Annotated in this window: 24 protein-coding genes and 4 pseudogenes; 16 read left to right on the top strand and 12 right to left on the bottom strand. The window is 68.4% G+C overall.

Translation table 11 applies throughout. From position 1 onward, the window contains the following. The first annotated feature begins 36 nt into the window (after nt 1-36). From C8D87_RS35640 to C8D87_RS49310, 3 genes are all read left to right on the top strand, one after another. Nucleotides 37-540: a DinB family protein gene (locus C8D87_RS35640; protein WP_112230203.1), complete on the top strand. Its 504-nt coding sequence runs from the start codon at nt 37-39 to the stop codon at nt 538-540. 79 nt (nt 541-619) lie between these two features. After that, a complete protein-coding gene (locus C8D87_RS35635) occupies nt 620-1,534 on the top strand; it encodes an NADP-dependent oxidoreductase (protein WP_112230201.1) in 915 nt (304 codons plus the stop codon). Between the two features lie 71 nt (nt 1,535-1,605). Next, complete coding sequence (locus C8D87_RS49310; RefSeq protein WP_112230199.1) at nt 1,606-2,757, top strand: endonuclease; 1,152 nt, start codon at nt 1,606-1,608, stop codon at nt 2,755-2,757. On the opposite strand, the gene C8D87_RS35625 is transcribed toward C8D87_RS49310, so the two are convergent. Next, nucleotides 2,744-3,190: an NUDIX domain-containing protein gene (locus C8D87_RS35625; protein ID WP_233440149.1), complete on the bottom strand. Its 447-nt coding sequence runs from the start codon at nt 3,188-3,190 to the stop codon at nt 2,744-2,746. The two genes, C8D87_RS49310 and C8D87_RS35625, sit on opposite strands and share 14 nt — an antisense overlap. 10 nt (nt 3,191-3,200) lie before the next feature. On the opposite strand from C8D87_RS35625, the gene C8D87_RS35620 reads away from it, so the two are divergent. Further along, entirely contained in the window at nt 3,201-4,262 is a 1,062-nt protein-coding gene (locus C8D87_RS35620; protein WP_109640962.1) for a DNA polymerase IV, read from the top strand. A 28-nt stretch (nt 4,263-4,290) separates the two neighbouring features. Then, the gene (locus C8D87_RS35615) at nt 4,291-4,506 is read left to right on the top strand and encodes a hypothetical protein (protein ID WP_109640961.1); all 216 of its coding nucleotides are present in this window, start codon (nt 4,291-4,293) and stop codon (nt 4,504-4,506) included. A 1-nt stretch (nt 4,507) separates the two neighbouring features. Here C8D87_RS35615 and C8D87_RS35610 read toward each other — a convergent pair whose 3' ends face one another. Continuing rightward, complete coding sequence (locus C8D87_RS35610) at nt 4,508-5,626, bottom strand: DUF6228 family protein (protein ID WP_112230196.1); 1,119 nt, start codon at nt 5,624-5,626, stop codon at nt 4,508-4,510. Nucleotides 5,627-5,700: 74 nt separating this feature from the next. Here C8D87_RS35610 and C8D87_RS35605 point away from each other — a divergent pair, with 74 nt between their 5' ends. The 4 genes from C8D87_RS35605 (at nt 5,701) to C8D87_RS48235 (ending at nt 9,846) form a co-directional block, all read left to right on the top strand. Then, nucleotides 5,701-6,528 (top strand): hypothetical protein, encoded by an 828-nt coding sequence (locus tag C8D87_RS35605; protein ID WP_146771961.1) that lies wholly within the window; start codon nt 5,701-5,703, stop codon nt 6,526-6,528. 44 nt (nt 6,529-6,572) lie between these two features. Continuing rightward, nucleotides 6,573-6,929 carry a DUF397 domain-containing protein gene (locus C8D87_RS48995; protein WP_325049746.1) on the top strand — a complete coding sequence of 119 codons (357 nt, stop codon included), beginning with the start codon at nt 6,573-6,575 and terminating at the stop codon, nt 6,927-6,929. Between the two features lie 155 nt (nt 6,930-7,084). Further along, a complete protein-coding gene (locus C8D87_RS35595) occupies nt 7,085-7,963 on the top strand; it encodes a helix-turn-helix domain-containing protein (RefSeq protein WP_112230190.1) in 879 nt (292 codons plus the stop codon). Between the two features lie 296 nt (nt 7,964-8,259). After that, a complete protein-coding gene (locus C8D87_RS48235; RefSeq protein ID WP_112230188.1) occupies nt 8,260-9,846 on the top strand; it encodes a TIR domain-containing protein in 1,587 nt (528 codons plus the stop codon). Between the two features lie 599 nt (nt 9,847-10,445). Here the strand turns inward: C8D87_RS48235 and C8D87_RS48990 are convergent. From C8D87_RS48990 to C8D87_RS45400, 3 genes and pseudogenes are all read right to left on the bottom strand, one after another. Then, a pseudogene (locus C8D87_RS48990) lies at nt 10,446-10,670 on the bottom strand (SRPBCC family protein); the annotation flags it as partial. Between the two features lie 111 nt (nt 10,671-10,781). After that, entirely contained in the window at nt 10,782-11,093 is a 312-nt protein-coding gene (locus C8D87_RS35580; RefSeq protein WP_112230186.1) for an ArsR/SmtB family transcription factor, read from the bottom strand. Beyond that, entirely contained in the window at nt 11,029-11,358 is a 330-nt protein-coding gene (locus C8D87_RS45400) for a hypothetical protein (protein WP_146771960.1), read from the bottom strand. Before C8D87_RS45400 ends, C8D87_RS35580 begins: the two co-directional genes overlap by 65 nt. Before the next feature lie 105 nt (nt 11,359-11,463). Between C8D87_RS45400 and C8D87_RS35570 the strand changes: the two genes are divergently transcribed. Next, a complete protein-coding gene (locus tag C8D87_RS35570; RefSeq protein ID WP_112230182.1) occupies nt 11,464-12,600 on the top strand; it encodes an aminotransferase-like domain-containing protein in 1,137 nt (378 codons plus the stop codon). A 109-nt stretch (nt 12,601-12,709) separates the two neighbouring features. On the opposite strand, the gene C8D87_RS35565 is transcribed toward C8D87_RS35570, so the two are convergent. Beyond that, nucleotides 12,710-13,123, bottom strand: a complete 414-nt coding sequence (locus C8D87_RS35565; protein WP_112230180.1) for a PPOX class F420-dependent oxidoreductase — start codon at nt 13,121-13,123, stop codon at nt 12,710-12,712. Nucleotides 13,124-13,225: 102 nt separating this feature from the next. Between C8D87_RS35565 and C8D87_RS48750 the strand changes: the two genes are divergently transcribed. From C8D87_RS48750 to C8D87_RS35555, 3 genes are read left to right on the top strand one after another with little or no spacing between them, the layout of a single operon-like run. Further along, on the top strand, nt 13,226-13,414 hold the full coding sequence (locus tag C8D87_RS48750) for an SDR family NAD(P)-dependent oxidoreductase (protein ID WP_267899911.1): 189 nt from the start codon (nt 13,226-13,228) through the stop codon (nt 13,412-13,414). After that, the gene (locus C8D87_RS35560; RefSeq protein ID WP_267899910.1) at nt 13,384-13,917 is read left to right on the top strand and encodes an SDR family NAD(P)-dependent oxidoreductase; all 534 of its coding nucleotides are present in this window, start codon (nt 13,384-13,386) and stop codon (nt 13,915-13,917) included. Before C8D87_RS48750 ends, C8D87_RS35560 begins: the two co-directional genes overlap by 31 nt. Beyond that, the gene (locus tag C8D87_RS35555) at nt 13,917-14,708 is read left to right on the top strand and encodes a helix-turn-helix transcriptional regulator (RefSeq protein ID WP_109640950.1); all 792 of its coding nucleotides are present in this window, start codon (nt 13,917-13,919) and stop codon (nt 14,706-14,708) included. Before C8D87_RS35560 ends, C8D87_RS35555 begins: the two co-directional genes overlap by 1 nt. A 250-nt stretch (nt 14,709-14,958) precedes the next feature. Here C8D87_RS35555 and rnhA read toward each other — a convergent pair. From rnhA to C8D87_RS49305, 4 genes and pseudogenes are all read right to left on the bottom strand, one after another. After that, a pseudogene (gene rnhA, locus C8D87_RS35550) lies at nt 14,959-15,396 on the bottom strand (ribonuclease HI); the annotation flags it as partial. 11 nt (nt 15,397-15,407) lie between these two features. After that, nucleotides 15,408-15,791, bottom strand: coding sequence for a DUF1801 domain-containing protein (locus C8D87_RS35545; RefSeq protein WP_112230179.1), 384 nt, complete (start codon nt 15,789-15,791; stop codon nt 15,408-15,410). A gap of 49 nt (nt 15,792-15,840) precedes the next feature. Then, nucleotides 15,841-16,491 (bottom strand): hypothetical protein, encoded by a 651-nt coding sequence (locus C8D87_RS48230; protein ID WP_233440147.1) that lies wholly within the window; start codon nt 16,489-16,491, stop codon nt 15,841-15,843. Nucleotides 16,492-16,570: 79 nt separating this feature from the next. Beyond that, the gene (locus tag C8D87_RS49305; RefSeq protein ID WP_112230176.1) at nt 16,571-17,518 is read right to left on the bottom strand and encodes an amidase; all 948 of its coding nucleotides are present in this window, start codon (nt 17,516-17,518) and stop codon (nt 16,571-16,573) included. Between the two features lie 10 nt (nt 17,519-17,528). On the opposite strand from C8D87_RS49305, the gene C8D87_RS35530 reads away from it, so the two are divergent. Beyond that, nucleotides 17,529-18,116: a DUF7711 family protein gene (locus tag C8D87_RS35530; protein ID WP_146771959.1), complete on the top strand. Its 588-nt coding sequence runs from the start codon at nt 17,529-17,531 to the stop codon at nt 18,114-18,116. 61 nt (nt 18,117-18,177) lie between these two features. Here C8D87_RS35530 and C8D87_RS48215 read toward each other — a convergent pair. Then, a pseudogene (locus C8D87_RS48215) lies at nt 18,178-18,371 on the bottom strand (MBL fold metallo-hydrolase); the annotation flags it as partial. A gap of 64 nt (nt 18,372-18,435) precedes the next feature. Here C8D87_RS48215 and C8D87_RS35520 point away from each other — a divergent pair. Together C8D87_RS35520 and C8D87_RS35515 are read left to right on the top strand one after the other, a co-directional pair. Continuing rightward, on the top strand, nt 18,436-18,714 hold the full coding sequence (locus C8D87_RS35520) for a type II toxin-antitoxin system Phd/YefM family antitoxin (RefSeq protein ID WP_112230172.1): 279 nt from the start codon (nt 18,436-18,438) through the stop codon (nt 18,712-18,714). Further along, on the top strand, nt 18,707-19,111 hold the full coding sequence (locus tag C8D87_RS35515) for a type II toxin-antitoxin system VapC family toxin (RefSeq protein WP_112230170.1): 405 nt from the start codon (nt 18,707-18,709) through the stop codon (nt 19,109-19,111). Before C8D87_RS35520 ends, C8D87_RS35515 begins: the two co-directional genes overlap by 8 nt. Before the next feature lie 48 nt (nt 19,112-19,159). Here C8D87_RS35515 and C8D87_RS48210 read toward each other — a convergent pair. Further along, nucleotides 19,160-19,304 (bottom strand): annotated as a pseudogene (locus C8D87_RS48210) (MBL fold metallo-hydrolase); the annotation flags it as partial.

Below are 19,304 nucleotides of genomic sequence, written 5' to 3'. Positions count from 1 at the left end.
CAGTGGTTGTCCGCAGTCGGGCCTACCGTCGCCGGCATGGACTGGAACAAGCAGTTGACGGACCAGCTCGACTGGCATTGGCAGATGCAGTTGCGGCCGCGGCTGGAGGGCCTGACCGACGACGAGTACTTCTGGGAGCCCGTGTCCGACGTGTGGACGGTGCGGCGGGACGGCTCGATCGACTGGGAGCTCCCGCTGCCCTCGCCGGAGCCGGTGACCACGATCGCGTGGCGAATGGCGCACATCATCGTGGGCGTGTTCAACATGCGCACGGCCTCACACTTCGGTGGCCCGTCCGCCGACTACAGGACGTGGCAGTACGCGCTGAGCGCGGACGAGGCGTTGAAGCAGTTGGACGACGCCTATGCGGCGTGGATGGACGGTGCGCGCAAGGCGGATCTCTCGCTTGCTGTCGGTCCGGCGGAAGGGCCGTTCGCCGAGGAGCCGATGGCCACGCTGGTGCTGCACATCAACCGGGAGGTGATCCACCACGGCGCGGAGATCGCCCTGCTTCGTGATCTCTACCTGAGGGAGAGTTAGTTACTCAGAAGTGCCTACTTTCTAGAAGTTGGCGCTAACTGCAAGATGATCCGCATCGAGAACATCGAAGGGGATCAAGATGCGAGTCATCACGCAGAAGACCGTCGGGGGCGCGTCCGTGCTGGAGGTCGCGGAAGTCGCGAAGCCCGTGCCAGGACCGGGTCAGGTGCTGGTCAAGGTGGGCGCGGCCGGTGTGAACCCGGTCGACACCTACATCCGGGCCGGCGGGTTCCCGGCGCTCGGGGAGCCGCCGTTCACGCTGGGCTGGGACGTTGCGGGCACCGTGGAGCAGGCCGGTGAGGGCGTGCGGGGGTTCGCGGCCGGCGACGACGCGTACGGGATGCTTCCCTTCCCCGGCACGGGCGGTGGCTACGCCGAGTACGTCGTGGCGGACGAGTCCGACCTCGCCCGCCGGCCCTCGTGGCTGACCGTCGAGGAAGCGGGCGCGCTGCCGTTGGTGGCGCTCACGGCGTGGCAGGCGCTTCTCGGGCGGGGCGGTGTCTCCGCCGGTCAGCGCGTGTTGATCCACGCGGCGGCCGGTGGCGTCGGGCACGTGGCGGTGCAGCTCGCCAAGGCGCGCGGCGCGTACGTGATCGGCACGGCCTCCGCGGCCAAGCACGACTTCGTGCGCTCGCTCGGCGCCGACGAGGTCGTCGACTACCGGCACCAGGACTTCACCGAGATCGAGCCGGTCGACGTGGTGTTCGACCTCGTCGGCGGTGAGTACGCCGAGCGGTCCGCCAAGGTGCTGAAGCCCGGCGGCGTGCTCGTGTCGACCATTCCCGGCAACCCGGGTTTTGACGTTGACCGAGCTGCCGACCTCGGCATCCGGTTCGAGCTCTTCGGCAGCGTGTCCGCCTCCGGCGCCGATCTGGAGGCGTTGCCGCAGGTCAAGGTGCAGCTCGACCACGTGGTGCCGCTCGCGGACGCCGCGAAGGCGCACGAGCTCGTCGAGTCGAAGAGGACCACGGGCAAGGTCGTCCTGGTGCCGTGACACTGCGTTTACCGCGCGTTGACCATTGCACCTGATTGTGTGCGAAACATTCACACGATCGGGGAGAGCAAATGGCGCGGTGGAGTCCACTGGCGTTGATCATCGGTTTGTTGGCGGCGGTCGGCCTGTACGGGTCGACCGCCGCTTCCGCAGCAGCTCCGCTCACCGTTGCTCAGGCGATCAGTCAGCAGAACGGGTCGTCGGCGACCGTGAGCGGGTACGTCGTCGGTCAGCCCACGGCCACGAACACGGTCGTTCGTTCGAACTACCCCAGCGACTACGCGCTCGCGCTGGCCGACTCGGCGTCCGAGACCGGCACGTCGCGCATGATCTACGTGCAGATCCCGACGGCGTTCCGCGCTTCGTGGGGGCTCAGGTCCAACCCGTCGTTGCTGGGCAGGCGGATCGACGTCACGGGCTCGTTGAGCTCGTACTTCTCGCATCCCGGCCTGGTCTCGTCCACGGCGTTCGCGTTCACCAGCGCGACACCCACCTCGTCGGCCCCGCCCACCTCGTCGACAACAACACCACCGGCCTGCGCCGGCTACTACGCGGCGGCCTGCAACAAGACCGGCTCGGCGTTGAAGAACGCTCTGAACAGCATCATCCGCGACCAGACCAAGCTGAGCTACGAGGCGGTCTGGGACGCGCTGAAGGTGACGGACGAGGATCCGAACAACTCGAACAACGTGATCCTGCTGTACAGCGGCCGTTCGCAGCCGAAGTCGACCAACGGAGGCGGCGCCGACGACTGGAACCGCGAGCACGTCTGGGCCAAGTCGCACGGTGACTTCGGCACGGCCACCGGTCCGGGCACCGACATCCACCACCTGCGCCCTGAGGACGTGTCCGTGAACGCGGCGCGCGGCAACCTGGACTTCGACAACGGCGGTTCGGCGGTCAGCGAGGCATCGGGCAGCTTCGCCGACGGCGACTCGTTCGAGCCGCGTGACGCCGTGAAGGGCGACGTCGCACGCATGCTGTTCTACATGGCTGTGCGCTACGAGGGCACGGACGGCTTCGCGAACCTGGAACTCAACAACTCCGTGTCCAACGGCACCGCGCCCTACCACGGCAAGCTGTCGGTGCTGCTGCAGTGGCACGCCGAGGACCCGGTGGACGCGTTCGAGCAGCGGCGCAACAAGATGATCTACGAGAACTACCAGCGCAACCGCAACCCGTTCATCGATCACCCGGAGTGGGCGAGCCTCATCTGGAGCTGAGCCGGTCGAGGAAGGGGCGTTGCGCGGAGACGATCTTCGCGCTCGCCTCTTCCACGCTGAACCACCGCACCCGGTCCACCTCGGGGAACGTCTTGCGCTGACCCGACTTCGGCGGCCACTCCAGCTCGAACGTGCCCGGCGTGACGGCCTCCGGATCCAGGTCGCCCTCCAGTGCCCACACCGTGATGACCTTGCCGGAGCCCTTGGCCTCGCCGAGCGGGATCAGCTCGCCCTCGGGCACCGGGAGCCCGAGCTCTTCCTCGAACTCTCGCCTCGCCGCCGCCTCCGGCGTCTCGTCGTCGGTGTACTCGCCCTTCGGCACCGACCACGCGCCGGCGTCCTTGCGGGCCCAGAACGGGCCGCCCATGTGCCCGAGAAGGACCTCCAGCTGCTCGTTTCGCCTGAAGAGCAGGATTCCCGCCGACCGTTTCATACTGTCCAGCATGGCGGACTGGGTCCTGCACGTGGACCTCGACCAGTTCATCGCGGCGGTGGAGGTCCTCCGCGATCCGTCGCTGCGCGGCAGGCCCGTGGTCGTCGGCGGCAACGGCGATCCGACCGAGCGCGCGGTCGTCGCCACCGCCTCCTACGAGGCGCGCGAGTTCGGCGTGCGCTCCGGGATGCCGTTGCGGACCGCGTTCAAGAAGCTGCCCGACGCTGTGTTCCTGCCTGCCGACCACGCCCTGTACGAGGCGGCGTCGGCGGACGTGATGGCCGTGCTGAGGTCGTTCCCGGTCGTCGTCGAGGTGATGGGCTGGGACGAGGCGTTCGTCGGTGCCTGCGTCGACGATCCCTTCGAACTGGCCCGGTCGCTGCAGGCCGCGGTGCTCGAGTCGACCGGGCTGCACTGCTCGGTCGGCATCGGCGACAACAAGCTGCGCGCCAAGCTCGCGACCGACTTCGGCAAGCCCGCCGGCGTGTTCCAGCTGACCCGTGCGAACTGGGTCGAGGTGATGGGGCACCGGCCGACGTCCGCGTTGTGGGGCATCGGCGCGAAGACCGAGCGCAAGCTGGCCGAGCTCGGCTTCTCGACGGTGACGGACCTGGCAGCCGCGTCACCGGACGCCCTGGCCGCGCGGTTCGGCCCGCGGATGGGCCCGTACTACCGGACCCTGGCGCTGGGAGCGGGCGACACGGTCGTGAGCGCGACGCCGTGGGTGGTGAAGTCCCGCAGCCGCGAGAAGACCTATCAGCAGGACCTCGTCTCGCTCGACGACATCCGGCGCGAGGTCGTGGCGCTGGCCCGCCAGGTGGCCGCGGACGTGGCCGCCGAGGGCCGCCCGGTCGTGCGGGTGGGGGTGAAGGTGCGCTTCGTGCCCTTCTTCACGAAGGTGCGTTTGATGAAGCTGCCTGCGCCGACGTCGTCCGCGGACGATCTGGCGGAGGCCGCGCTGACCGTGCTGGACCGCTTCGAACACGGCCGTGCGGTACGTCTTTTGGGGGTACGCGCGGAATTCTCCGGCGATGATGTCGAACCGAAGCCTTCTTCTTCGACGTATCAGTAAGCAGAAGCTTTACCGCTAGGAGAAGAAGATGACCGCCTCATCGCTCACACACCGCGACCGCGCGGTTCTCAGAGCCGTTGCCGACGGCCGTTGCGAGATCGCCGGAAGCTCACTGCTCGTCGACGGCCTGTGCTGCGCCGACCAGTTCGTCGGCCTGCGCCTGACCTCAGCGGGCCTGATCAGCGCACGTCCAGGGCCGGCAGCGCTCACCACAGCCGGCTACGAGGTCCTCGCCGCGGCTTGATTCACATTCTGGGGTTCTTGCAGAAGATGGACATCAGGTACTTGTTCGCGAACCGATAACCGCCGTCCGCGGTCCGGAACGGTTCAGCCGCAATCCTGATCTTCTCCGCGACACTTTCTTCACCTTCGCTCTCGATGAGCCGCTGGTAGCCGCCTGTGCTCAGGAAGGCACGCAGCATCGTGTCCTCGTCGGGATGATCCTGAGGAATGTCGATCGCGAGTTCTTCCTGTGGTTCCGGCATCTTCGCGCGCCTGCGTCCGCCTGATCCCAGGACGGCCCGCCCGACGGTGAGGATGTCGCTCGGGTGCTCCGGGTGCCAGTCGCACACGACCACGTGGTCCCTGCTGACCCTGACGGCCTCGGCGAACGCGGTTTCGGGGTCCGCCGCGAAGAACAGCGCGTTGAACGCCGTGACGACGTCGAACGTGCCGTCGTCCCAAGGCAACCGCCCCAGTGGCCACACGTGGAACTCGGCTTCGGGCGCGGTGCGCCGGGCCAGCTCGATCATCTCGTGCGACGCGTCGATCCCGGTTGCTCTCGCGCCTGCTTCCGTTGCCAGAGCGCAGAACTCACCGCTGCCGCACGCCAGGTCGAGCACTGTCGTGCCTTCGCTGATCTTCGTGCGCGCGACGGCGGTTCGCCAGGCGGGCAGGGACATCTTCGCGCCGAGCGCGGCCCGTTGCGCCGCCCGCCGTCCCCACAGCCCGCCCTCGCTGATCGACGTGGTGTCCACGGTGCCGGTGTCGATCAGGAACTCGCGCAGCTGATCGGCGAGGTCCGCCGGCCAGATCGTGGTGACCTCCGCCCGGCACCCGGCGGTCTGGATCCGCCACGTCAGCTCGTCGCGGCCGGCCGTGACGGCGAGGTCGCGGTTCGGGCTGACCCACTCCCCGTCCTCGCGGCAGGCCAGGAAGTCCGCGAGCGCCTGCCCGTCCGCGAAGGTGGTGACGCGGTCGAGGCGTGCGCCGAACCGGGGAGCGGTGATCTCGACCGAGAAGAACACCCTGCCGTCCCACGGGTGGATCATCTCGACGCGGTCGGCGAACCGGATCCGTGCGTCCGTGCCCACGACGAGCTCGCCGGGCAGGAAACGGGTGGCGTCGCCGAGATCGCGGGTCATGCCCGCGACCCTAGTCAGGTGATCCACCGCGGCGCTTGCGAAATCCACTGGCCGTTGTGCGGATCATGGTGAACATGGCTCTCTTGACGCGGGTGCTGCGGTCGTTGGGTGGCGAGGAGGCGTTGGAGCGGCTGGCGCGGTTGCGCGGTAGCGACCTCACCAGCGTGCTGCTCGAACTGATGCGGCGTCGTGCGAGTGCGTTGTCCGGGCCGAATGTGCTGCGGCAGTACCGGTCCGACCGCTTCGTGGCGCCGGCCGCGGTGCCGTTCGGCGTGCTGCGGGCGGCGGAGGACCGGCTGCTGGACGCGCTGCCCTCGTCGTTCGAGGTGCTGGGACTCGCGCCGGTGGTGCCGCTCGGGACGTGTTCCGCGGTCGCCGAGATGGACCAGAACAACGTCCTGACGACGATCCGCGGCACCGAGGTCGCGGCCGACACGACCAACGCGCTGGCGCTTGAAGCCGCGGTGCGCAGGCAGGCTTCGGGTGAGGACGTGCGGCTCGCCGCGGTGCAGCGGGTGGTGCGCGCGCAGCTGTTCGAGGGCGCGGGCCGGTTCGCGCACTTCACGTTGTTCGCCGCGGTGTCCGCCGGACGTGACCGGGGGTCGCTCGCCTTTGAGCGACAGCACTTTCAGGAACACGTCGAGTTCCTGCGTGAGGCGTGCGGGGACGTCGAGGTGCGGGTGACGGTGCTGGATCCCCGGTTCGAGGTGGTGCGCGGTGACCTGCCCGCGGACCCGTCGCGGCGCACCGGGTACTACAAAGGCTTGTGCTACAAGGTTTTCCGCGACGGCGTGGAGATCGGCGACGGCGGGTTCGCCGACTGGACGCAACGGCTGACGGGCAACCGCAAGGAGCGGCTGCTGATCACCGGTCTCGGCGTTGACCGGCTCGCCACGCTCTGATTCCATGTGATGCCAACAGGTTTTGGGCCTGCTATGTCATCGAAATGACCCCTTTCTGTCTACTGGGTGGCGCACCTCTGGCGGTGTGGGGATCAACTTCGCCGATTTACCCTCAGATGTGGGCCTCGTCGGGCCGGAGGCGTTCCCTCCGCCCCTCTTCCGGGGCGCACGGGGGAACCGGGCCGAACGCGGCGGTTGTGGTCGGGGACCGTGCGAGGAGGACGACGATGGCGGCAGAGTTCAGGTGGATCCGCAGTTCGTACAGCGGTTCGACCGGTTCGAATTGCCTTGAGTGTGCGAGTGACGGCACCACCGTGTGGGTTCGAGACTCCAAGGATGCCGGTACCCGGCTCGCGGTGCCGCTCGTGAGCTGGCTCGCGTTCTTGGCCACCCTGGTCTGACGGCATTACCCGATCGACGGGTGATGTCTCGATCACCGGCGTGTCATCTCTTCATTTGACCCCGTCTTTGATAGCTCTCCTTCTGCTATCCGCCAAACAGTTGACTGCACTACGCGACTACGCTATGTGCAGGTACCATTCTGCTATGTAGCAGAATGAAGGGAGACGTGTTGCCCACCGTGGACAGTCCCGTTGTTCTGCAGAAACGCCTGCTCGGCGAGCTGAAGCAGACGAGGGACGATCTTGGCCTCACCCAGCAGGCGGTCGCGGACGCGCTTGACTGGTCCGTGTCGAAGCTCATCAGGGTCGAGAAGGGCGAGAACAAGATCTCGGTCACCGACGTCCAAGCCCTCCTGCTGCACTACGGGGTGACGGACAAAGAGCGCGTTGACGAGCTCGTCGGCCTGGCCAGAGCCATCAAACGCTCGCGTTCGGCGTGGATGGACAAGTACAAGGGCTTCTTCACCGAGCAGTTCGCGAAGTTCGTGGAGCTGGAGACCTCGGCCATTCGAGTCCGGCAGTGTCAGCTGAACGTCATCCCCGGTTTGGTCCAGATCTCGGACTACGCACGCGTCCTGGTCGGGGCCAACGCCCAAAGCGAGGAGAGCGTCGCGCGCGGCGTCGAGATCCGCCTGCACCGCCAGGTGGTCTTGGAGCCGGATGGTCCCGAGATCTTCATCATCATGGACGAAGCCGTGCTGCACCGGGTGATCGGCAGCGAGGACATCATGCGGCGCCAGCTGCTGAGGATCAAGGAGGTCGCCGCACTGCCGCACGTGACGATCCAGATCCTGCCGTTCTCCGCGGGCTTCCACCCGGCGATGAAGAGCTCGTTCTCCATCCTCGAATTTTCCGAGGGCGAGGAGGACTTCGCTCTGCTGATCGAGCAGCCGTACAAGGACGCGCTGCTCACCGCGGGGCCGGAGCTCAAGGAGTTCCTGAACTACTTCTACCAGCTGGAGAAGTTCGCTCTGCCCGCGAACGAGACCCCGAACGTGATCGACCGACGACTGGCAGAACTGGGAGGACATTGACCGATGTGACAGGGCGGGTGGCTGCGCCAACAGCCGCCCGCCCGGTGGCAACCGCAACCGAACCCCAAGTCCAGTGAGGCGAGGCGATGTCGCCGTCCGTCAGCGTATGACGTTCGACCCCTGATGAGTGCCGCCATCCAGGTCCCGTTCAGGTGATTGGTCCTGTGGTCCTCGCCGCACCGATCCAGCCGGATCTGTTCGCCGACCCCACCCCTGGAGGCGCACCATGTTCAACAGCACCAGAAAGCTCATCCAGCCCCTCGTTCCCCGTGCCTGTGACGGGAGAGGCCGCTGCGATGGCCATATTCGTTAGCTACAGCTGTAGCGATGGACGTCCCGCCGCGGCCGCGGTGGTCGACGTGTTGCGAGAGCACACTTTCGACGTGCTCTGGGACGCTGATCTGAGCGCCATCCACCCGATGTCCATTCAGGCCTGGATGGAAACCGCTGTCCGGGACCGGATCGTGGTGGTCATCGTGTCGCCAGCCTACCTGAAAGCGTTGCTGTCCAACGACTTCGTTGAGCGCCGCGGGGTGCGCTACGAGTTGGGCCTGATTCGCCAGAAGCTCTACCACCACGACAGCGCGAACGGGTGTGGCGTTGTGGTGGTCGTGCCGCCGGGTATCGAGATGAACTCACTGCCGGCCGTGCTCCAGCAGCTGGTGGCTCACTCGTTCGATCCGGGCACTCGCAGCGGTGAGGAGGAACTGGTGCGGAGTCTCAGAGCACTCGAGGGGCAGAACGGAGACGCACCGTCCGCGGTGACGGAAGGTGAGGGGGTACGGCACACCCGCACGATCCTGAGCGCCCTGCAGGCCCTGCCGCCCTTCTCAGATCATGCCCACGCGCTGGCGCAGGAACTGGCGGAGCGCGGCACTGGCGATTTCGAACTGGTCTGGGCGTTCGAGTCGGTGGTGGCCGTGGCCAAGGCACACGGGGACGTGCGGCTGGTCCGGCGTTTGTCCGAGCTGTGCCTGCGGACGTTGTCGTCGATGCCGCCGCTGAAGGGCAAGGGGGAGCTTGAGGCGAAAGTGCTCATCGCCGGGCAGTCCTGGCACCTGCTCCGCGAGCGCCGCTTCAGCCTGGCGGTCTCGGTGGCCGAGGACGGGACGCTGATCGCGGAGAAATGCCGCGATCTGAAGACGGTCGCGCGCGGGAAACGTGCCCAGGCACGGGTTGCGCTGCACATCGCGGCAGCGGGGCGGGGGCAGGACCGCGCGCACTACCTGGCCAAGTGCGAACACCTGCTCATGGTCGCCAAGACGCTGTTCCGCTCGATCGGTGGGCCGGCGAGCGAGGAGCTCGGGGTGTGCGCCTCGCTGCACGCCGAGATGCAGTTGCTGCGGTACGACGAGACGGGTGAACGCGACCTGCTCGACGCAGCGGTGCGACGAGCCCAGGAGGCCGAGAAACTGCTGACTCCTGGTACGGAGCCGTACCACTGGGTCACCGTGCTCCAGGCCCGGCTGTGCCTCGCGGACAAGAGGTACGACGAGGGCAAGAAGCTGGCCACGGCCGTTATCGCCACGGCGGACTTCCCCGAGGTTGTGGCGAGGGCCCGGCAGGTGCGGGCCGACCTCATGCTCGCCACCAGGAAGAGAGCCGCGGCGGTGCGCGATCTCATCGCCGCGGAGGAGTCGTTCCGCAGGCTCGGCTGCGACTACGCCGCCGACATGTGCTGGTGGACGATCGCGAAGTACGACGCCTCGCAGGTGACCGACGTTCCCCTCACCGCCGCCGACCTCGGTCAGCTCGAAGCCCTCGCGCCGGATCCGGGGGATCGGCGGCGTGCGGTGCTCGAGCACGAGTCGACGGCGCCGAGGCGGCTGGGCCGCTCTGCGCCGGATTGGGCCCGGCTCGTCGATCGCGTGCAGCACGAGTGACACCTGTTGGCGCGGCCGTTCTCCCCAGCGGCCGCGCCGGTTTCGCTCTTCAGCGCTCGGCGTAGCGCTTCGTCAGTTCGTCCTCCCGCTCCCTTCGGCCACGGGCAGCGGATCTCGCCCTGCGTGGCGGCGAAGAACAACTCCAGGTGCACGTGCCACGCGGCGAGGGCCTCTGGACCGTGGGCGTTCTCCTGGAACAGCGTGACAGTGGTGCCCTGCAACGGGATGTGCTCGAACTCCCAGCGCACGACGCCCTTCGGTGCACCGTCCTGGAGCCACTCGAACTCCAGCAGGCGCGGCGCCTCGGACCGCGTGATCCTGCCCGGCGTGAGACCGGGGTGGGCGGCGCGCACCGGAACCTCGTTCTCGGTGCCCTCGGTGAGCAGCTGCCAGACCTCGTCGAGCGGCTTCCAGACCAGGTCGCGGACGAACAGCACGCCGTCGGGCCCGTCGGTGCCCTCGTCCAGGCCGAACTTGGCGATGTAGTGCTCGATGCGCGGCAGCCAGTCCGTCGGTGGCTCGAACTTCCTGCCGTCGGCGTGGGCGACCAGTGCGTCCAGGCAGGTGGTCCAGCCGGGCGCGTCGCGGCCGACGGAGAGCTTGTTGGTGACCACGGCGGTGAAGACCAGCAGGCAGCCGTCCTCGCGCGGCAGGATCTCGAAGCGCAGCACGTCGTTGATCCAGCGGAACGCGAAGACCTTCGGCGGGTCGGACTCGAGCAGCTCGCCCTCGCCACCGTCGGCGTCGACAGGGGCCGCGTCCGGGAACGTGAAGCGCATCGTCCGGCCGTCGATCTCGACCTCCGCCGGGAACCAGTGCTTCATCTCGCCCGGCTCCGTGACCACCCGCCAGACCTTCTCCGGCGAGTGCCGCAGCCTGCGCTCGAAGCGCAGGACGGGCTTGCCCTCGATCATCTGCAGTTCGGCGTCCACGGGTCAGTCCCCTTCGATCTCGTCAAGTCGTCGTTCGAGCGCGTCCAGGCTCTGCTCCCACATCCGCCGGTAGGGCGCGAGCCAGGCGTCGACCTCCGCCAGCGGGCCTGGGGCGAGCCGGTACCAGCGCCGCTGGGCGTCGGTGCGCACCTCGACCAGACCGGCCTCGCGCAGCACCTTGAGGTGCTTCGAGACGGTCGGCTGGGTCAGTGTCAGCCGGTCGACGAGGTCGCCGACCGGCCGCTCGCGTTCACGCAGCAGGTCGAGGATCTCCCGGCGACTCGGGTCGGCCAGCACGGCGAACGTTGATGCCATGCCAGCAATATAGCTCATACGGCATATAAGCACGAACTCGGTCCGCGAGCCGGATGGCCACCTCCGTCGTCCACTTGGCCGGGTCGGGCTCGACCTCGGGGTCGGTGAAGAACGTCGCCAGCCGGGCACCCCAGCCGTCGCCGGCGCGGTCGAACCGCAGGCTCTCGTCGGCGAGGATGCGCCCGGTGACGGCGATCAGCCCGTCCGGGTGGCCCTCGTGCACCTCCACCGCGTACTGACCGCCGGGCAGCGTGGCCGTGAACACCTCGCCGGCGGCCGCGGGTCTCGATGTCCATGCCCGCCACGCTGGCCACGACCACCGACAGAAAATCCGAGTCCGGCTGGAGACCACGCCGATTAGCGTGCGTTCATGCACCGCACCCTCTCCGTGGCCAGCTCTCCGGTGCGCGACCTGCTCGCGCTGACCTCGCGTCCCGAGGTGATTTCCTTCGCGGGTGGACTTCCCGCCCCCGAACTGTTCGACCTGGACGGTGTGCGCGCCGCCTACGACGTCGCGTTGCGGGACCGCTCAGTGCTGCAATACGCTCCCACAGAAGGAAACCGCGCCCTGCGATCGCTGGTCGCCGCACGTCTGACGGGTCGCGGTCTGCCCACTTCGGACGTCCTGATCACCACCGGCTCGCAGCAGGCGCTGACCCTCGTGGCCACCGCGCTGCTGGAACCGGGCGCCGTCGTGGCCGTGGAGGAGCCGACGTATTTGGCCGCGCTGCAGTGTTTCCAGATGGCCGGTGCCCGCATCGTGCCCGTTGCCGGTGATGCCGACGGCCTGGATCCCGCGGCACTGCGATCCGTTGTGGAAGCCGAACGCCCGGCGATGCTGTACCTCGTGCCGACGTTCGCGAACCCGACCGGCCGGACGTTGTCCGCCGCACGTCGCGCGGAGATCGCCGCTCTGGCCGAGGAGCACTCGTTCTGGGTCGTCGAGGACGATCCTTACGGAGAGCTGCGGTATCGGGGTTCCGCTGTCGCGCCGCTCGCATCCATCAGCGATCGAACCGTCTACCTGGGCAGCTTCTCGAAGATCGGCGCCCCCGGGATGCGGCTCGGCTGGCTGCGGGCGCCAGAGGACCTGCTCCGGACGTTGGTGATCGTGAAGCAGGCCGCAGATCTGCACACGTCCACAGTGGACCAAGCCGCCGCCGCGGTTTACCTGAAGGACAACGACCTCGACGCGCACGTCGCCAGGCTGTGCGTCGAGTACGGGGCGCGCCGCGATGCGATGATCGAGGCGCTGCCGGGCACGGTTCCCGTTGACACGACGTGGACCGATCCGGACGGTGGCATGTTCGTGTGGCTGCGGTTGCCGGGTGACGTGGACACTGCCGAGCTGTTGCAGGAGGCGCTGCGGCACGACGTCGCGTTCGTGCCGGGGGCGCCGTTCTTCGCCACCACGCCGGACCACGCGACGTTCCGAATGTCGTTCACCACCAACACACCGGACGAGATCGCGGAGGGCATGGCTCGCCTGGCGAAGGTGTTCCGGTGAGCCTGCTGGACGACGAGACGCTGTGGCGTTCCCCGGTTGTCGCGAACTGCTGGATGAACCGGGACCGAGGCCTGGCGAGCTACCGCCGTCCACTCCTGCACGACGAGGTCTAGGAGGCCCAGGGGCCGACGCCGGTCACGCGGTCGACCTTGATGCGCGTGATGAAGCCGGGCGGCGGGTTGTCGAAGGGCGGGAACTTCACGTCCGGGCCGAGGTAGGTGTGCGCGAGGCGTTGGAGCAGCTCCGGCGCCCCGCCCTCGGTGATGCGGGCGGTGCCGTAGATGACCAGGTACTCCTGCAGGCCCATGTCGTTGATGTTCGGGGTTTCCAGGGAGAGCACCACGCGGCTGTCGTTGCGGATGTTGCGGACCTTCTGGTGTTCGGAGAGGTGACCGGAGACGATCTCGTCGCCGTCCAGGCCCACCCAGACGATGGTGACCTGTGGTGCGCCGTCCTGGCCCAGCGTCACGAGGTGGGCGAGCGCGTTGGACTCGAGCACCGCCCCGGCGGATTCGGGAAGCATGCCGGCGACGCTACGCCGGTTCGCGCGGGTCAGCCTGGTCTTGGCAGACCCAGGAAACGGCGGGTCTGGTTGGAGGACGCTGCGGGCTGGAGTCTCGGAGCCGTGAAGACGTTTCTGATCACGGGTGGCGGTAGCGGCATCGGCCTGGCGACGGCGCGGGTGCTGGTCGAGGACGGTGCGCGGGTCGTGGTGGCCGGGCGTTCGCCGGAGCGGTTGGCGGTGGCGCGTCAGGAGCTCGGTGTTGAGACCGTGTCGCGGACGTGTCGAAGGCGGCCGACGTCGAGGCGTTGATGGAGCAGGCCGGGGAGGTGGACGGGGTCTTCGCGAACGCGGGGATCGGGGTGTTCCGGGAGTTCGGGAAGGTCACCGAGGAGGACGTGGACCTGGTCCTCGCCACGAACTTCAAGGGCGTGTACTTCACGGTGCAGCGGGCGCGGTTGAAGCCGGGGGCGTCGGTGGTGATCAACGCGTCGTGGACGGTGCATCGCGGGCTGACCGGCGCGTCGCTCTACACGGCCAGCAAGGCTGCGGTGCACAGCCTGGCGCGGACGCTCGGGGCCGAGCTGCCCGGGGTTCGGGTCAACACGGTGAGTCCCGGGTACATCGCGACGGACATGTTCCGCGACAACGTCGTCGACGACGAGCCGTACCGGCGGCAGGTGGCGATGGGGCGGCTGGGGGAGCCGGAGGACGTGGCGCACGTCGTGGCGTTCCTGCTGTCGGAGCGTGCGGGATATGTGACGGGGCAGGACTTCGTCGTGGACGGCGGACTGGTCGGAGCGATCCCGGCATGATGGGAGCCGTGAGCGAGTTGGGGGAGTTCCTGCGGGCTCGTCGTGCGGCGCTGGACCCGCCCGAGCGGGCTTCGCGGAGGCGGGTGCCGGGCCTGCGGCGTGAGGAGCTGGCGCAGCTGGCCGGGATCAGCGTCGACTACTACACGCGCATGGAGCAGGGACGCGCGTCCAACGCGTCCGACTCGATCCTGGACGCGCTGGCCCAGGCGCTCGGGCTGGACAGCGCTGAGCGCGCGCATCTTTACCGGCTGGCGCGGCCCGCTCGGGTGGAGGCGCCGTCGGAGGAGGTGCGGCCGGCGTTGCGGTGGTTGCTCGACGCGCTGCAGGGCGTGCCCGCGATGGTCCTCGGGCGGCGGCTCGACGTGCTCGCCTGGAACCCGCTGGCCGCGGCGCTCGTGACGGACTTCCGCGAGCAGCCGAACATGGTGCGGTACATGTTCACCGACCCGGCCGCGCGGGAGCTCTACCCCGGCTGGACGGACTGCGCGCGTGAGAACGTCGGCTACCTGCGGGCGGACTACGGCATCCACCCGGACGACCCGGCGCTGCTGGCGCTGGTCGAGGAGATGTCCGAGGCGTCGCCGTTGTTCCGCGCGCTGTGGGCGGAGCATCCGGTGCGCGCGCGAGAGCCCATGTTCAAGCGCATGAACCACCCGCAGCTGGGGCCGCTCGAACTGGCCGTGGAGACGCTGACCTCGGACGCGGGGCAGGCGTTGGTGACCTACGTGGCCGCGCCTGGTAGCCCGTCGGAGGAAGCGTTGCGGCTACTGGCTTCTCTCGCCGTCACGTGAACAGCTCCAGTGCGTCCTGGTGGTACTCGCACCGGCCGCCGCCGGTCGCGATCGTGCAGGGCGTGCCCTTCTTCGTGACGGCACCGCACTGCAACGCCGGGTCGTGCACGTGACACAGTCCGTTCGCCCCAGCGGTGATCGGACACGGCGTGCCCTTCTTCGTGGCCGCGCCACACGGTTCGCCGCTCAGCTCGCGCGGTTGCTTCTGCTTGGCAGCTTTCTTCGGTTTTGCCTGGGGCTGCGTGATCTCCCGCCCCGTCACCTCCTCCACTCCGCGCACGGCCAGCCTGTCCGCGCGCTCGTTCTCCGGATGGCCCGCATGGCCTTTCACCCAATGCCACTCCACCTCGTGCCTGTTGGCAGCTTCTTCCAGGCGGCGCCACAGGTCGACGTTCTTGACCGGCTCACGTGCCTTCGTGAGCCAGCCGTTCGCCTTCCACCCGTGCACCCATGAGGTGATGCCGTTGCGGACGTACGTGCTGTCCGTGTAGAGCCTCACGGTGGATGGTCGCGTGAGGCTCTCCAACGCCACGATGGGCGCCATCAGTTCCATGCGGTTGTTCGTCGTAGGGCCGATGTCACCGCCGTACATGTCCTTCTCGTGCTCGCCGTAGCGCAACACGGCACCCCAGCCACCCGGACCGGGATTGGGGCTGCACGCACCGTCGGTGTAGATCTCGACCTCCATGCGCCAGGAGATTACCGACGGGGTCCGACACTCCTCCGCCGACGGTTGTTGGCGATGATGCGGCGGAACATCTCGACCAGAGCCGGCCCGTTGATGGGCTGGTCGCGGTACACGGAGATCATGCGCGCCGTCTTGTTCGCGTGGCCGCTCGTGATGATGTTCTCCGGGTCCGGCACGATCGCCTTGTCGTAGAGGAACACGTTCACGTGGTCCTTGGTGCCGAGCAACGCGCAGATGTTGCCGTCCAGCACGAAGTACGGCCGGTTGGTGAACTTGATCGTCTCCTCGACGCCGGGGTCGGCCTCGTGGACGAGCCTGCGGACCTCGCAGCAGATGTGCTGTTGCCAGTCCGGCAGCCCGGCGATGTAGTCGTCAACGCACGGATCGGTGCTCATAGCCCTGTGTCGCAGCCGGTCGTCGGTTCTCTACATGGTGCCGGAAGGCCTAGCGCGGCAGCCAGCTGGCCATGTCGGCCACCGCGTCCAGCGTCTCGCCGCTGACCTGCCCGGACGCGGTCTCGGCCTCGGCGATCACCACGGTGCTGCCGGACGGCCGGGACTGGTAGTGCAGGCCGGTGAAGCGGATGTCCGCCAGGCCGAGCAGAGGGGCCCCGAGCGGGGTGATGTCACCGGTGCCGTGCACGTCGATCAGCTTCTTGAACTCGCCGGCGTCGCGGCGGTTCCGGAAGCCGACGTGGGCCACGGACACGACCGCGACGTTGCCCCGGTCGTCGCCGATCGCGAACAGCGTGCGGTCGAGCGACCGGCACGGGTTGCGCACGAAGTGGTCCCGCACCTGGCCGAACGAATGCGACACGCACTCCAGCGCCGGCTTGGCGGTGCGTTTCAGGGTGCGCATGTTCAGCTGCCGCCACGCGCCGTCCGCGTCCCCTTTGCGGGCGGCCTTCCCGCCCTCGGACTTCGCTCTCGTCAGGTTCGTCCCGACGGCGTCCACGGCAGTCGCACCACCTCCGGCCGACAGACCTCCGCTGCCCGCCGCGACGGACACCGCCAGCACGCCCGCCGCCACCACCGCGCCCGCCTTGCCCGCGCCGGGATCCGATCCGCCGCCCTTGCCGCCGATTCGTCGCGCCATCCGTGGCCTCCTCGAGCGACGAGGAGACCGCACGTGGTGTGGCGCGCGAGGTGGATCGGGGTCAAACCACCCGATCGGCTCAGTTCGCGAAGGGTGCGACCCCGACCGCACCGGAGATCAAGCGCGCCGCCGCCACCAGGTCGGCTTCCCGTCCGCGCCGCGCCACGGCCTGCAGCCCGACCGGCAGGCCGCAGGAGTCGAAACCCGCCGGGATGCTGATCGCCGGATGCCCGCTGAGGTTGAACGCCCACGTCAGTGAGGTGTTGATCCGCGTACCCGGCCCGTCGTGCCCGTGCGGCGGACCGGGCGTTGCCGGGGTGAGCAGCAGGTCGGTGCTCCCGAACAGCTCGTCCAGCGCGGGATTCGGGCCGCAGCGGTTCGCGAACCAGTCCTCGGCGGGGTTCGGCAGCACCAGGTCCACGGGGCGCGGACGCAGCTTCGCCGCCGCCCGCCAGGCGATCTCGGCCTGCTCCGCGTCCACCGAGGCGAAACCGAGGTCAGGTGACCAGACCGCGGTCGGCGAGCCGACTTCCGACGTGCCCAGGTAGGCCGCGAGCAGGTCGGGGTCGCGGGTGAACACCCCGACCGCAGCCCTTTCCGCGGAAGTGGTCTTCAGGCCGAACACCCCGCACCACGCCGCCGGGATGCGGATCGAGCCCGCCCCGTCGACGCCCGTGGCCAGCGGCACGACCCCTGAAGCCACAGCCACGGCAGACCCGGCGGACGAGCCTCCCGGCGTCCGGTCGAGGTTCCACGGGTTGCGTGTGACGCCGCGAGAGTTGCGGCCCCACGTCTGCCACGGGGTGCTGCCATCGGGCGTGGTTGTCAGGCCGATGGGGACGCAACCGAGAGCCATCAACGACTCGCGGTGGCTGCGGCGCTCGCCGCGCTTCACCGCGATGGGCAGGCCGGCCAGCGGCAACGAGGGATCCACCGGAGCGAAGGAGCGGAAGACCTCGTGGAATGCACACAGCGCCGGTTCCACGCGATCCAGCCGGGCCAAGGCCGCACGAACCAGGTCAGGCATGATCCACCTCGTGAAATGGACTCGCGCTGTGCACCACCTGGCTGAGCTCGCGGAGAAGTGCGGTGAGCTGCCTGCCTCGTTCTTCCGGTTCCAGGTGGTCGAGCTGTGGGTCTTCGGTGGCCTGCTCGACGTGCCGAAAGATCTCGACGTCATCGAGGTCGCCCTGGTGACGGACCTGCCGGTGGACGAGGTGCCGTGGCTCAGCGAGCCGGTCGGGGCCGAGCACTGGGCCAACTCCACGCGGTTGTCGCGCAACCCGTTCGAGGCGGTGTGGCGGTCGAAGGACGCACCGGTGTGGAACCACCGCGTCGAGCGGCCCGCGCTGATCTGGAGTGCCGCGGACGGCATCGACGAGGAAGCCCTTGTGGCGGTGAGTGACGGCACGGCCGAGCTCGTGCGTCAGGCCGCGCCGTCGCCGGAGGAGCTCCGACGGCGGGTCGAGGACGAGCTGGAGGTGAGCTTGCGGGCGTTGCGGCGGGCGAACCAGGACTACACCGACCGACGCTGGAGTCCCGGCAAGCTCACCCCGTACTCGGACGCGCTGTGGCGCACGACCACCGGCTACCTCGACCTGCTGGACGCACAGGCTCACGCCTAGCGCGGAAACGTTCACCGAGGAGCGGCCCACGTCGTCGGCAGAAGGCCCCGCTCGGCCGAGCTCACCAGCCGCGGGCGCGCCACTCCGCGAGCGACGGGCGTTCCTTGCGCCCAGCGTCGAGTCGTCGCCGTGGCCCGGGTAGAACCAGGTGTCGTCGGGCAGGACGGCGAACAGGCGGTCCTCCACGTCGTTGATCAGGGACGCGAAATTGTCCGGGGACGTGGTCTTTCCCACTCCCCCCGGAAAGAGTGAATCACGCCAGCGGTGAACAAGTCCAGCTGCTGTAGCGTGGTGTGCTACGCGGGGCTACACTTGGGATGTGAAGGTCATCAGTCAGCGGGAGTTCCGCAACCACTCCGCCGCCGTCATGGACGCGGTGGAGGCGGGCGAGACATACCACGTGACGCGCAATGGTGTTGAGATTGCCGAACTTCGGCCCTTGCCTCGTCGTCGTCGGCTGACGGCCGAAGAGCTTGTCGAACGCCACAGGACTCTGCCTCGGGTCGACCATGCTCGCATGCGTCGGGAAGCCGATGAGTTCTTCGGCGATGAAGACCGCGTGGGTGACTTCGACCCGTGGGAGCGCAGTCGTGACTGAGCGCCCCGAGTCTGGAGTGCTCGACACGTGTGCGTACATCGACCTCGGCCTGTTGGATCCGGCGGCGCTGCCGGAGGTGCCGGAGCTCACAGCGATCACGATGGCTGAGTTGCATCAAAGTGTGGCGATGGCCAAGGACACCGCATCCAGGGCTGCTCGCACCGAGAAACTCGGTGCAGCGATCGTCGACTTCGAACCACTGCCATTCGATGCTCAAGCGGCCGCCCGGTACGGCACGCTGGTGGCGCTGACGATGGCGGCGAATCGAAATCCGAAACCCCGGCGGATGGACCTGATGATCGCCGCCGTCGCGTCATCGCGAGGAATACCGCTCTACACGCGTAACGCCGATGACTTCAAAGGGCTCGACGGCATGGTCACGATCATCGAAGTCTGATTGTGACCGAGGAAGCCCGCGGTGACCGGCCCCCTCGGTCGGCCGAGCTCACCAGCCGCGGGCGCGCCACTCCGCGAGCGACGGGCGTTCCTTGCCCAGCGTCGAGTCGTCGCCGTGGCCCGGGTAGAACCAGGTGTCGTCGGGCAGGACGGCGAACAGGCGGTCCTCCACGTCGTTGATCAGGGACGCGAAG

The sequence above is a fragment of the Lentzea atacamensis genome, assembly GCF_003269295.1.
Lineage (GTDB): Bacteria > Actinomycetota > Actinomycetes > Mycobacteriales > Pseudonocardiaceae > Lentzea > Lentzea atacamensis.
Note: the sequence above shows the minus strand (reverse complement) of the source record. Positions and strands in the feature narration are given on the sequence as shown.